This is a genomic window from Buchnera aphidicola (Cinara strobi) (genome assembly GCF_900560745.1).
GTDB lineage: Bacteria > Pseudomonadota > Gammaproteobacteria > Enterobacterales > Enterobacteriaceae > Buchnera_F > Buchnera_F aphidicola_AJ.
Genome location: NZ_LR025085.1, coordinates 123,971 through 137,859, shown reverse-complemented (window position 1 = coordinate 137,859; position 13,889 = coordinate 123,971). Strand labels below are relative to the sequence as shown.

General features: G+C 24.1%; 13 protein-coding genes. 1 reads left to right on the top strand and 12 read right to left on the bottom strand.

What is annotated here, in order from left to right; genetic code table 11:
- Positions 1-69: 69 nt before the first annotated feature.
- From pta to prfA, 5 genes are all read right to left on the bottom strand, one after another.
- The gene (gene pta, locus EAO23_RS00610; protein WP_158349010.1) at positions 70-1,056 is read right to left on the bottom strand and encodes a phosphate acetyltransferase; all 987 of its coding nucleotides are present in this window, start codon (positions 1,054-1,056) and stop codon (positions 70-72) included.
- 79 nt (positions 1,057-1,135) lie between these two features.
- Positions 1,136-2,344, bottom strand: coding sequence for an acetate kinase (locus tag EAO23_RS00605; RefSeq protein ID WP_158349009.1), 1,209 nt, complete (start codon positions 2,342-2,344; stop codon positions 1,136-1,138).
- A 121-nt stretch (positions 2,345-2,465) separates the two neighbouring features.
- Positions 2,466-3,275 (bottom strand): tetratricopeptide repeat protein, encoded by an 810-nt coding sequence (locus EAO23_RS00600; protein WP_158349008.1) that lies wholly within the window; start codon positions 3,273-3,275, stop codon positions 2,466-2,468.
- A gap of 63 nt (positions 3,276-3,338) precedes the next feature.
- Entirely contained in the window at positions 3,339-4,175 is an 837-nt protein-coding gene (gene prmC / locus EAO23_RS00595) for a peptide chain release factor N(5)-glutamine methyltransferase (RefSeq protein ID WP_158349007.1), read from the bottom strand.
- A 13-nt stretch (positions 4,176-4,188) separates the two neighbouring features.
- Positions 4,189-5,268, bottom strand: coding sequence for a peptide chain release factor 1 (prfA, locus tag EAO23_RS00590; protein WP_158349006.1), 1,080 nt, complete (start codon positions 5,266-5,268; stop codon positions 4,189-4,191).
- A 212-nt stretch (positions 5,269-5,480) separates the two neighbouring features.
- On the opposite strand from prfA, the gene EAO23_RS00585 reads away from it, so the two are divergent.
- Positions 5,481-6,419 (top strand): ribose-phosphate pyrophosphokinase, encoded by a 939-nt coding sequence (locus EAO23_RS00585; RefSeq protein ID WP_269460655.1) that lies wholly within the window; start codon positions 5,481-5,483, stop codon positions 6,417-6,419.
- A gap of 180 nt (positions 6,420-6,599) precedes the next feature.
- Here EAO23_RS00585 and EAO23_RS00580 read toward each other — a convergent pair whose 3' ends face one another.
- From EAO23_RS00580 to nuoH, 7 genes are all read right to left on the bottom strand, one after another.
- The gene (locus EAO23_RS00580; RefSeq protein ID WP_158349004.1) at positions 6,600-8,063 is read right to left on the bottom strand and encodes an NADH-quinone oxidoreductase subunit N; all 1,464 of its coding nucleotides are present in this window, start codon (positions 8,061-8,063) and stop codon (positions 6,600-6,602) included.
- A gap of 8 nt (positions 8,064-8,071) precedes the next feature.
- Positions 8,072-9,583, bottom strand: coding sequence for a complex I subunit 4 family protein (locus EAO23_RS00575; protein WP_158349003.1), 1,512 nt, complete (start codon positions 9,581-9,583; stop codon positions 8,072-8,074).
- A gap of 74 nt (positions 9,584-9,657) precedes the next feature.
- Positions 9,658-11,541, bottom strand: coding sequence for an NADH-quinone oxidoreductase subunit L (locus tag EAO23_RS00570; protein WP_158349002.1), 1,884 nt, complete (start codon positions 11,539-11,541; stop codon positions 9,658-9,660).
- Positions 11,538-11,840 (bottom strand): NADH-quinone oxidoreductase subunit NuoK, encoded by a 303-nt coding sequence (gene nuoK / locus EAO23_RS00565; protein ID WP_158349001.1) that lies wholly within the window; start codon positions 11,838-11,840, stop codon positions 11,538-11,540. Before nuoK ends, EAO23_RS00570 begins: the two co-directional genes overlap by 4 nt.
- 18 nt (positions 11,841-11,858) lie before the next feature.
- Positions 11,859-12,368, bottom strand: coding sequence for an NADH-quinone oxidoreductase subunit J (locus EAO23_RS00560; RefSeq protein ID WP_158349000.1), 510 nt, complete (start codon positions 12,366-12,368; stop codon positions 11,859-11,861).
- Between the two features lie 11 nt (positions 12,369-12,379).
- On the bottom strand, positions 12,380-12,925 hold the full coding sequence (gene nuoI / locus EAO23_RS00555) for an NADH-quinone oxidoreductase subunit NuoI (RefSeq protein ID WP_158349264.1): 546 nt from the start codon (positions 12,923-12,925) through the stop codon (positions 12,380-12,382).
- Between the two features lie 16 nt (positions 12,926-12,941).
- Positions 12,942-13,886 (bottom strand): NADH-quinone oxidoreductase subunit NuoH, encoded by a 945-nt coding sequence (nuoH, locus tag EAO23_RS00550; RefSeq protein ID WP_158348999.1) that lies wholly within the window; start codon positions 13,884-13,886, stop codon positions 12,942-12,944.
- Positions 13,887-13,889: the final 3 nt, after the last annotated feature.

Sequence of the window (13,889 nt, the reverse complement as noted above, 5' to 3'; positions counted from 1 at the left end):
TTATGATAGTAATTTTACGAATTAAAAATTATAATAAAAGCGATCTTAGTGGAATGTTAACTAAAAACCTTAAAAAGACTGAATAACAGTCATAGCTGTAGTATATACTACGTCATCAACTGATGCGCCTCGCGACAAATCATTCACTGGTTTTTTCAAACCCTGTAAAATAGGTCCAATAGATGTAATCTTAGCTGTTTGTTGTACAGCTTTATATGTAATATTTCCAGAATTTAAATCAGGAAAAATTAGCACAGTCGCTTGGCCAGCTACCTGAGATTCAGGTAATTTTATATTTGCTATCTCCTTTGAAATAGCAGCATCGTATTGTATCGGTCCATCTACTAACAATTCTGGTTTAATTTTTTTTATTATTTCTAACGAATGACTAATTCGATCTACTGAAGCACCTGAACTAGAACTTCCAGTAGAATACGATAACATAGCAACGGAAGGAAAAATACCTACAGAACTAGCTGTATTTGCAGATTGTATAGCAATTTTAGCTAATTCAGTAGAATTAGGATACCGATTGATGGCACAATCTCCATATACTAAAACTTTGTCTAAAAAAAGCATCAAGAAAACAGAGGAAACAAAAGGATCTTTACATCCATTTTGTATTATCTGAAAAGTTGGTCGTATAATTTCAGCTGTAGGACGTGTAATTCCAGCTACTACTCCATCTACATCATTTAAATATAACATCATAATAGATAATATTACATTATCATTTAACTTATTTAATGCTTGATCTCGATTAAAAATATCTTTATTTTTTCTTAATTTAAATAAATCATCCACATAATTTTTACGAATACTATCTGGATTAATAATTAAAATATTATCATTTAAAACAATATTATTCTGAACAGCCATATTTTTAATATAAGAACTATCTCCCAATAAAATACACTTAGAAATTTTCAATTTACTGCATATCGATACAGATTTTATAATTTTTAAATTATTTCCTTCAGGGAAAACAATAGTTCTAACTTTTAAACTGGCTTGTTTTTTTAAAAATAACTTAAAATCCCTTGAATAATTTTTCATAAATATTATTTACTAAAATAAAAATAAAGCAGTTTATGTAAAGATATATATAACAATATATCACCATGTATATTATAATTTATAATTTATTTACTAAATCATAAGTTTCTTGAGCAATTACTTGATTTTCATTAGCTAAAATTACTAGTATAGGAATACTATCTTGAAAGTGTATAAATTTATCTTTTTTAGATTTATTTAAATTTTTCTGTAAATCAATAAAAAAACCCAATAGAGACAATTTATCAACAATTTTTTTACGAATAAAAGAAGAATTTTCTCCAACCCCTCCAGTAAAAATAAGGGCATCTAATTGCCCATTCATTAATACAGAATATCCTCCAATATATTTAGACACTCGACGACAAAATAAATCAATTGCTAATTTAGATTTTTTATGTATGCTATATTTTTCTTCTAATTCTCTAAAATCACTAGTAATAGTACTCACGCCTAATACTCCAGAATTTGAAGTTAAAATTTTTTCTACTTCTTGAACAGACATCTTTAATTTATTAATCATATAAAAAATTATAGACGGATCAATATCTCCACATCTTGTTCCCATAGCTAATCCCTCTAATGGAGTCAAACCCATGGAAGTATCTACTGATTCACCTTTAACAATTGCTGTAATAGATGACCCGCTTCCTAAATGACAACTAATAACGTTTAATAGTCTAACTGATTTATTTAATAATAAAGCCGATCGTTTCATAACATAAAAATGATTAATCCCATGAGCACCATATCTACGAATATAATAATCTCTATAAAAATAATACGGAATTGCATATAAAAAAGATTCTTTAGGAATAGTTTGATGAAACGAAGTGTCAAATACAGCTACATTATTATTTTTCAATTTTTCAAACCTTGAAAAGGATACCTGAATAGCTAATAAATGAAAAGGGTTGTGAAGCGGAGCAAAAATGGATGATTTATTAATTTTTGATATAACATCACTATTAATAATCATAGATTTTTTTAAATATTTCCCTCCATGAACAACTCTATGTCCAATTCCAATTATTTTTTCTAAATAATTTTTATATTCATTATCTAATGTATCAAAAATCATCGAAATTAATTTTTTATATTTCTTTATTTTATCGAATCGTTTAAAAATTTTTTTTTGGTTAATTAAATTATATACATAAATTGACGTAACACTATTAATCGTCTCTACTACTCCGTTCAAATAAGTTATTTTTTTAGTTGGATTAATAATTGAAAACTTAACAGATGAACTACCACAATTTAATACTAAAATTAATTTTTCTACCATAAAATATCTCTTTTTATATATCCATTATTATTAAAAATTTATTACTTATCTATTTAAGAAAATTTTAAAAAATCAAAAAAACAATTTTTCTGTTATAATTTTATCAATAAATATAATCTTATTAATGAAAAGTAATTTTCTTTTGTTCAATAGAATGAATTTGAATTTTTATAATATCACTAATAGGATCCTCTGGACATCGCTCAACAAAATATAATAAATCTGATATAGCTGCTTTATAACAATTTAGCTGAGAAAAAATTAACCCTCGATCTCGCATTTCATAAGGATCTTTTGGTTTTAAAGTTAGTAATATATTACTAACATTTAATGCTAATTCTATATTTTTCTCTTCAATTAATGCTATTTTTAGCATATCCAGTATTTTGTGTATAATTAATAATGATTTAGATCTTTTTAAATGATTTTTATTAAGCTTAATTGATGGACTAATATTACATTTTAACCAAACATCTAAAATATGTTTAGTAAGTATATCTCCATTTAACGGATTAAAATAAAGATAATTATCTTCTGATAGTTTCATTGTTAAAATCAATTGCGTAGGAAAAATTATTGGCTCTATCAATAAATTTAATTGATGAGCAATATACATAAAAATTATTCCTAACGAAAAAGCATTACCTTGATGAGATAGCATTACTTTATCTAACCACAACATTTGAGATAACTTATATTTTTGAATAGAACAACTAAAATTCCATTTTTTATAAAATAAAATTAATAATTTCTTTAATTTGTATTTTTGAGACACTTTATTTTTAATAACTAACAAAGATTCTTCTACTTTACTATTGCATAATATCATTACATTTTCTTGAGAAAAATCACTACGAATTTTCGCCATTATGGTAATCATTGTCTCAAATAAAGAGACCTTAGAAAAATCAATATTATTTATATCTATCATATCTTTCCTTAAACAATTCAAAATAAAATAAAATATAAACAGTTTATTATAAAACAATTAGATTTATTTATTCAAATAACCAAAAGTTACCCTATTACGATTAGAATAATCCATGACAGAAGAAACTTTAGTATAAAAATTTTTTTGGAACAAAATCTTTACTTTCAAAGCTTGCTTATGACAATGTTCTATGTATAACCATCCTGAAGAAATAAAATAACGAAAAGAATTTTCTATAATATACTGTATACATTCAATTCCATGCTTTCCTGAAACTAAGGCATGACGTGGCTCAAAAAAAAGATCTCTGCTAGAAGCTAGCGATAAATCGTCTTCAGATAAGTATGGAGGATTACTTACAATTATATGAAATCTTTTAACAGGGACATTTGAAAACCAATCACTATAAATAAATTTAATATTTTTAATATTTAACTGAATAGCATTATATCTTGCTATCGATAAAGATGGTAAACTAATATCGGTTCCTGTAATTTTACATTTAGGAAATTCTGAAGCTAAAGCTAAAGATATAGCTCCACTACCAGTTCCTAATTCTAGGATATTCTTACAAACTGAAGAAACTTTTAATAATACCTGTTCTACTAAAATTTCTGTATCTGGTCGTGGAACTAAAACATGTCGGGAAACGAATAAGGGAAGTGACCAGAATTCTTTTTTTTGCAAAATATAAGCAACTGGTTCCCCTAAAATCCTTCTACGTAAAAAAGTATTTAAAATATATAGATCATTTTCATGAATTATTTTATTTTGTTTTAAAAATAGTTTTTCTTTTGATATTTTTAATACAAAACATAATAATAACTCTACATCCAGTTTAGGTGTAAAACTTCTAACTAATTTTTTTTGAGAAGTTAATAGCCATGTTAAAACATTCATTATGTATACCAGTCTATTTTTTTTCCACTGTTAATAACAAATCTGCTTGATGCTCCTGTAATAAAGGTTCTATTAATAAATCTAACTTACCAGATAAAACTTCATTTAAACGATATATCGTCAAATTAATACGATGATCTGTCACCCGATTTTGAGAAAAGTTATATGTTCTATTCCTATCTGTCCGAGATCCTGTTCCTAGTAAATTTCTTCTCATTAAAGAACTTTCTAATTCTTTTTTTGCACAATGTTCAGAATAAATTTTTGCAGATAAAACTGATAATGCTTTTTCTTTATTTTTATGTTGTGAACGTTCATCTTGACATTCTACTGTATATCCAGTAGGAATATGTGTAATACGAACGGCAGAATCTGTTGTATTAACATGCTGCCCTCCGGCACCAGAAGAACGAAAAGTATCTATTTTTAAATCTACACTATTTAAAATAATTTTTTCTGATATAGACGGCTCAGGCATAATAGCTACAGTGCACGCAGAAGTATGAACACGTCCTTGTGATTCTGTTTTTGGAACACGCTGTACTCTATGTCCTCCAGATTCAAACTTTAATCGTCCACATACTCCAGAACCAGAAACCTTTAATACAATTTCCTTATAACCGCCTTTTTCACCTATATGAAAATTAATAATTTTTACTTTCCAGGATTTTAAATCAGCATACCGCATATACATTTTACACAAATCTCCAGAAAAAATAGCAGCCTCATTTCCCCCTGTAGCTGCCCGTATTTCAATAAAACAACTATTTTTATCATATGGATCAATAGGTATCAATAAGATTTTGATCTTTTTTTCAATAATTTTTTTTTTTTTTTTCGCTAAAAATAACTCTTCTTCAGCTAATTCACCAATCACAGAATCATTTAACAATAATTTAATATTTTTTATTTCTGATTTTACTTCTAACCAAGAAACAAAAATTTTATGTAAATCAAATAAACTAGAATATTCTTTTGATAACTTTAAAAATTCTTCTTTATCAAAAACTGTATCATTACTTGATAACAATAATTCTAGTTCTTCATATCTTTTTATTAAATTTTGCATTTTCGTAATTATAGATTTTTTCATAAAAATAAATCCTTTTTCTATAAAAAAATAAGAAAATTAAAAAATCTATATCAATAAAAATATATTAATATATAATTTATAATATCATATTATAGTTAAAGATATTATATAAAATATTTTTAAAATATTTAAATTAAAAATAATATATGTATCATAAAAAACTATTTAAAAAAAATATTATATTATTCTTTATAAGAGGAACTATGAGGGGAATTAAATTATTTTCTGGAAATTCTGTTTTAAATTTAGCTAATAATATCTCTAAACATTTAAAAATTAAATTAGGTGATGCTTCTGTTAGTAAATTTAGTGACGGGGAAGTTAGCGTACAAATAAATGAAAATATAAGAGGATCAGATGTTTTTTTAATACAATCTACTTGCTCTCCTGTAAATGATAATGTTATGGAGTTAATAATTATGATTGATGCATTAAGGAGAGCTTCTGCTGGAAGAATTACAGCTGTAATTCCTTATTTTGGTTATGCTCGACAAGATAGAAGAATTAGATCTTCACGAGTACCTATTACTGCAAAAGTTATTGCTGATATCTTGTCTAGCGCTGGAGTAGATCGAATTTTAACAGTTGATTTACATTCTGAACAAATCCAAGGATTTTTTAATATTCCTATAGACAATATTTTTACTAGTTTTATTTTTCTAAAAGATCTTAAAGCAATGAATTTCTTAAATCCAGTATTTGTATCCCCAGATATTGGGGGAATTATACGAACAAGAATTATTGCAAAATTATTAAATGATTCTGAAATGGCTATTATTGACAAACGCAGGCCAAGCATAAACATTTCTCGAGTAATGCATATTATTGGAAATATAAAAAATAAAGATTGTATCTTAATAGATGATATGATTGATACCGGATCAACATTATGTAAAGCTGCTGAAGCACTAAAAAAATATGGATCACGTAATATTTATGCATATGCAACTCATCCTATTTTTTCGGGTCAGGCATACTATAACCTAAAAACATCATGTATAGATGAAGTTATTATATGTGATACTATTCCTCTCTCTCAAAAAATAAAATTTTTAAAAAATATTAGAGTAATAACTGTATCAGAAATAATAGCAGAAGCTATTCATCGAATCCATCAAGAGCAATCAATTTCAGAAATGTTTTTTAATTAAAAAAAAATAAAAAAAATTATATTATGTAATAAATTCTTATTATTTAAATAAATTTTTTTTTATAATAAATGTTGGAAAAAATTCCAACATTATATTATATATAATTTATAATTTAAATTTTTATTTTTTAAAATATAATTTTTATATCATTATATTATATCTATAATCATTAGAAATTATTTAAAAAAAATTAAAAATTACTTTAGGAAATAATCCTAAAATTACTAAAATTAAACCAATACATACAATTAAAATTTTTTGCAATTGAGTAATACAAAAATTAAATTTTTTATTTATCTGTTCATTTTGAATTTTTTTAAAGTATAAACTTCTAAGAACAAACAAGTAACTTTGAGTCCCAATTATACCGCTAGTAATAATCACTAATACTGTAAAAAAAAAATTCTTTTGAATTAAATACCTTAAGAAAAAAAATTTTCCCCAAAATCCTAAAGTAATAGGAAAACCAGATAAAGAAAACAAAATGATTGTCATTGTAATCCCTAAAACAGGATCTATCCAAAAAAGACCAATTAAAGAATTATCTGTAGTAATAAAACAATTATTTTGAGAAAAAAAACTTAAATCAACAATACTTTTAATACTAAAAAAACCAATGATGCTTAATACATAGTTAAATAAATAAATTGATAATAACTTAGTTAGTAATAAAGAATTACTATAAGAAAATGTTAATATAATTAATATTAATATTCCAAGATTAGAAATTGATAAGTAACCTATTATTTTTTGTATATTAGTTTGAATAATAGCTGCTATACTACCAAATATCACAGAAGCTAAAGCAAAAAATTTAATAATAAAATATAAGGAAGATGTTTGAAATAAAAATGGAACATATAAAAAAAGATGCATTAAAAATGACAAAATCGCAATTTTGGTTACTGTAGAAAAATAAATCAACGAACAAGAATTAACGTTTTCATATATACCAGGAGACCAGGTATGTAAAGGAAATAGGGATAACTTAAAAAAAAGAGATAAACATAATATCCCTATTCCTGACAACATAATGCTTCCTAACATTAAAGAAGGATTAAATATAAAAAAATACGAAAAATACGAAAAACATAACCGTCCAGAAACAAAGTAAATAAAAGAAAAACCTAATAATAACAAAGTAGAAGAAAAAATAGATAATATCATGTATACCATTAAGGATAATAAATTCTTTTTAGATTTAGGAAAAAACATCAAAATACCCAATAATGGTAAAAATAATAATTCTATTCCTAAGAATAAAGTAAAAAAATGAAATGATATAGAAACTATAATACCACCAATAGTAGATAAAAAAATAAAAAAATAAAATTCAATAGAACGTTGAGTTTTAAATAAAAACCATGGATGAGAAAAAATACAAGTATAAAAACTTGAAATTAATAAAATAAAAATAGAAAAATAAGAATATTGATCAACTTTAATTAAATCAGAACAATATTCTGAAATTAAATTTCTTAAATATAAGACTGTTAAAATACTAAAAAAGATGCTTAATATAGAAATTATATATCCCCAATACATACTTTTTTTTAAATAAATGCTATAAAATATAGCAACCATAGAAAAAATAAATATAAAAATTGGTAATATAGATTTAATGTTATAAAATAATCTAATCATAACTGAAGTTACCTAGTAATCAAAAAAATATAATTTTGATATAATTTCTCTGATATATCATGAGAAAATTGTAAGATAAAATTAGGATTTAACCCTAAGGCTATTAACAATATAGTGAAAAAAGTTAATAAAATTATATCAAAGACAGTTAATTCATTTTTAACTACACAATGATTAGTAGTACCGTAACAAACCCGTTGTATCATCATTAACGAATAAATAGAAGAAAAAATCAAACCAAAAATAAATAAACAACTAATAATAGGAAAAGATGAAAAAATCCCATAAAACATCATAAATTCACCACTAAAATTCCCAGTAATCGGAATATTTAAATTAGCAAACGAAAAAAATAAAAAAAATGAAGGAATAAATTGCATACACGACCACAATCCACGAATATGACGTATATTATGTGTTTTCATGTGCTTAAAAATCTTATTAATAAGAATTAATAAAGCAGTAGTAGATATCATATAAGATAATAAATATATAATCATCCCTTGATAAGCAAAGATATTTTCACTATGCAAAGCTGAAAAAATAATACCCATACTAGAAATAGAAGAAAACGCTATTAATCTTTTAAGATTACTTTGAGAAAAAGCCATTATAGATCCATACCACATAGAAAACAGTCCCCAACACATTAAAAAAAGAGAAAATTTATGTAATGAATGAGGAAAAAATACTAAATTAAATCGCAATAATCCATATATCGCTGGTTTTAGCAATATTATAATTAAGTCAACTGAATTAGAAAAAGGCAAACATTCTTGAAGATCTGGCATCCAACTATGAAAAGGAACTAATGGAATTTTTATTACAAAAGCTAATAATATACTAAACATTAAAAAAACTTCAATGCGATCTGATAAAATAATATTTTTTAAAATAAAATAATTAAACGTCCAAATTCCCGAATAATTATGATAAATACAAGATAAACTTAAAATAGAAAATAATAAAATAAAACCAGATAACTGTGAATAAATAAAAAATTTATTAGCAGAAAAATAAACATAATTTTTATTTCTATGAAAATTACCCCAAAAAAAAATTAAAAAATAAATAGGAATCAATATCATTTCCCAAAACAAAAAAAATATTATCATATCAAAGGATAAAAAAATACCAAATATACCTGCAATTACCAGCAATAAAAAGAAATAAAACATCCCTGAATGATCATGAACAGAATTCCATTCACAAAAAATTGCAACTAAACCTAGTATAGATGTTAAAAAAATCATACACCAAGATAGCTTGTCTATACCAAAATAAAAAGAAATTCCATATTCAGGAAACCAGTTACAATAAAAAATAGAGTATAAATTAACTGAAGAGGCTACAATTTTCGTAAAATAAAAATTATTAAAATAAAAAAATAAAGAAAGAACAAAACAAAAAAAAATAGAACAAAAAGCTACATAACGAGGGAATGTATTTTTAACATAGGATATTAAATATGATAATACAGCTCCAAAAACAGGTGTTAAAATAAAAATCAGAAGAATCATAAACTATGTTATCCTTATTTTATTTACTTTATCTTGAATAAAAGTCAGTCCATTATATTTTTAATAATACTTATTTATAAAAAACGCCATCTACTTACAAGTATTTTTTCTAAAAACATCAAAATTAAAACTATTTCTAAACAATAGATATACCATTTAATATGGTAAACAATATTTATTAATTCTATTTTAAATATTTCTTTTTTAGAAAAATTGATAAAATTTAGAAAATATTTTTCTATATTAAAATAATTCTTACTATTAAAATATTTTATAATATTTAAATATGATCGTACAAAAAAATAAGAATAAAAAATATCAAAAAACCAATCATTGAATACTAATGAAGTTAACGGAAAAAATATAATCTTTAAACAATGTCCTTTAAAAAAAATAGGCTGTTTTATATAAAATATGTATACACACATTAATCCAACCAATGTAACCCCAAAAGAAATATATTCTATATACCAATATTGAATCCTAATAATCTCAGGAATATAAATCATATTTAAAAAAATCTTAGAAAGAATATACCAAGTACAAGGAGTACAGCCTAAACATAAAAAGATCATGGAAAGGTAATAAAAAAAATTTTTTTGAATGGACAGTATAATAGATTTATTATAACCATGAAAAACTAAAAATATCATTCTAAATGAATATATAGAGGTTAGAAATACTCCTAAAAGACTACATAAAAAAAAAATATTTTCTTTCTTTGCGAGAAGATTTAACAAAATTTCTCCTTTACTGTAACAACTAGAACTTAAAAATGGAAATGAAGCTAGAGAGCTACATCCAATAAGAAAAACAACATATATAAACGGCATTTTCCTATATAACCCACCCATTTTTAAAATATTTCTTTCACCATTCATATGTTTAATAATTGATCCTGCAGATAAAAATAATAACGATTTAAAAAATGAATGGAATATTAAATGATAAAAAGCACCTAAAACATTATTAGTTCCTAATGCTAAAAACATATAACCAATTTGACTGATAGTAGAAAACGCTAAAATACGCTTAATGTCTTTTTCAAAAATAGCTGAAATACTGGATATTATAATAGTAATACAACCAATACTAGATAACAAACGCATTATATATAAGTTATATAAAAATAAAGCATACAATCGAATAATCAAATAAACGCCCATAGTTACTAATGTAGCTGCATGAATTAATGCAGATGCTGGTGTAGGCCCACACATAGCACTAGTTAACCAAGTATGAAAAGGAACTTGAGCAGATTTACCTACTGCAGCAAGAATCAAGAAAAAAGCAATAAAAAATATATAATATGAACAACTATTTAAATAAATTATTTCTCCTCTTAAATGATTTAAAACAAAAAAATCTAATGTACGAAATTTAAAAAAAATTAAAAAAATAGATATTAAAAAAAATACATCACCTATGCGTGTCATTAAAAATGATTTAATTGCTGCATATCCATTTTCTTCTTTTTTAAAATAAAATCCAATTAATAAGTATGAGAAAATACCAACTATTTCCCAAGTAAAAAACATACTAACCAAATTTTCAGTTAATATAAATAACATCATAAAAAAAATAAATAAATTCGTATACATAAAATATTTAGAGCATTCTAAAGAATTGTTCATATACCAAAAAGAAAAAAAATAAATACACAAACTAATTAACAATACCATTCCTAACATTGATAAAGAATATACATCTACTAAAAAATTAAATTTAATACTATAATTTTTTATAGTCATCCAATGAAAAAAGGGTATATGAAAAGTTATAGATTTATAACATAGATAGTAGTAATCATATGCAACATAAATAAATGACAATAAAGAAATAAACATAGAAATAATACTAATTATTGCAACCTGCCTATTAGAAATAAATTTTTGAAAAAAAATTAATAAAAAAAAACTAATTAAAGGGGAAAAAATAACAAAATAAATTAAATTCATTTATAAATCTCACTTAATTTATATATATCTAACGTACCATAACGTTGATATATTTTTAAAAAAATCGCCAATATAATACTTATTTCAGCTGCAGACGAAGTTACAATAAAAATATACATTACTTGGCTATCCCGTTGATTCCAATAATGTCCAATTAATACTACTGCTAATATTACTGAATGAGTTAATACCTCTAAACTAATTAATATAAATATTAAATTTTTTCGAATTAATAAAGAAAAAAGACCAATAAAAAATAAAATAATAGACAAAATAATCCCGTGATTTAATAAAAACATAATTTTATATATCATCCTTTATGAAGAATTAAAAATAAACTTTATCTTTTTAAAAAATAAACATACTAATATTATAGAAGACAACAATAATAAAGAAGATAATTCGACTAAAAAAATATATTTACCGAATAAGCATAAACCAATTTCTTTAATACAAATATTCTGAAACATTAAAAACTTCTTCTTATGAAAAACTAATTGGATAATTAAAAAAAATAAACTTATCAATAAACTAAAAATAGAAATAATATCAAAAAATTTACTAAGATTTTTCAATGGAATATTAAAATTACGTTCATTTAAATCAATTAACATTACCACCAAAACAAATAACACCATAATCGCACCAGCATAAATAATTATTTCTAATATTCCAATAAAAAAAGAACCTAAAATAAAAAAAATTCCAGAAAGAGAACATATTAATAAAATTAAAAATAACAAACAATGAATTGGATTATCTCCTACGACTATCCAAAATGAAGATAAAATAGAAAAACTACTTAATAAATAAAATATGAGAACCATAAAATTATTCCTTATGGTAATAAAGAAGTAACATCAATGCAATTTAATATTTTTTTTGAAGAAGCATCATTAAATACTTTTTTTTTATTAACCCCTGAAATAGAATAAAAATTATATTTAGGAAATTTTCCTGGACCGGAAATCAATAAATTTTTTTTTTCATAAATTAATCTATTTCTTTTAATTTCGCTTAACTCTACATCTGGAATCAATTGAATTGCTGCTGTCGGGCAAGCTTCTTCACATAAACCACAAAAAATACAACGCGAAATATTTATCCGAAAAAATTCAGAATACCAACGACCATCTTTATCTTCTGATTTTTTTAAAGAAATGCAGTTAACAGGGCAAACTACCGAACAAAGGTTACATGCTACACATCGCTCTGACCCATCAGTATTTCTAGTTAAAATAATTCGTCCACGATACCTTAAAGATAAATTCAACGGTTCTTCGGGATACATTCTTGTTTCTCTAGGGGAAAATATGTTGCAAAATATTAATATACAGGTACGTATACAGCTAAAAAACCCTAAAATAATATTCTTTATACTCATCATCTATAATTTTATCCTATAAATATAGCAATACTTTAAAAGACGTATATATCAAATTTAACAATGAAATTGGTAAACAAAACTTCCATGCAAACAACATAACGTGATCATATCTTGGCCTAGGAAGAGATGCTCTCAATAAAATAAATAAAAATATAAACAATAACACTTTTAAAATAAACCAAATTCCTGGGTAAAAAAACGGACCTAACCAGCCTCCAAAAAATAAACATACTATTAATGCTGATACTGTAATAACAGAAATATATTCACCAATAAAAAACATACCAAACTTCATTCCAGAATATTCAATATGATATCCATCTGCTAACTCTTGTTCTGCTTCAGGTTGATCAAAAGGATGTCTGTGACAAACTGCAATACAAGCAATAAAAAAAGTTATAAAACCAAAAAACTGAGGAACAATATTCCATACTTTTTCTTGCGAATAAACAATATCTACTAAATTAAAAGATCCACACTGAATAACTGGACCCATACAAGATAAACCTAAAAAAACTTCATAACTCAACATTTGAGCTACTGCACGAAGAGATCCTAATAAAGCATATTTGTTATTACTAGACCAACCAGCCAATAAAACCCCGTATACAGATAAAGAAGACATCATTAAAAAAAATAAAACTCCAATATTTAAATTAATAACCATTAAATTCGAAGTTACAGGAATCACTGAACAAACCAATAATAGCGATACAAAAGAAATAACCGGGGCCAACAAAAATAATATTTTGTCACTAAAAGGAGGAATCCAGTCTTCTTTAAAAAGTAACTTGATTCCATCAGCAAATACTTGCATACATCCCTTCCAACCCACTCTATTTGGACCATATCTATTTTGAAATAATGCTAATAACTTTCTCTCTATTAAACTTAAAATACTTGCACTAAAAATTATAAAACCTACAGAAAAAAAAGCAAAAAAAACCTTGTTTTTCATATG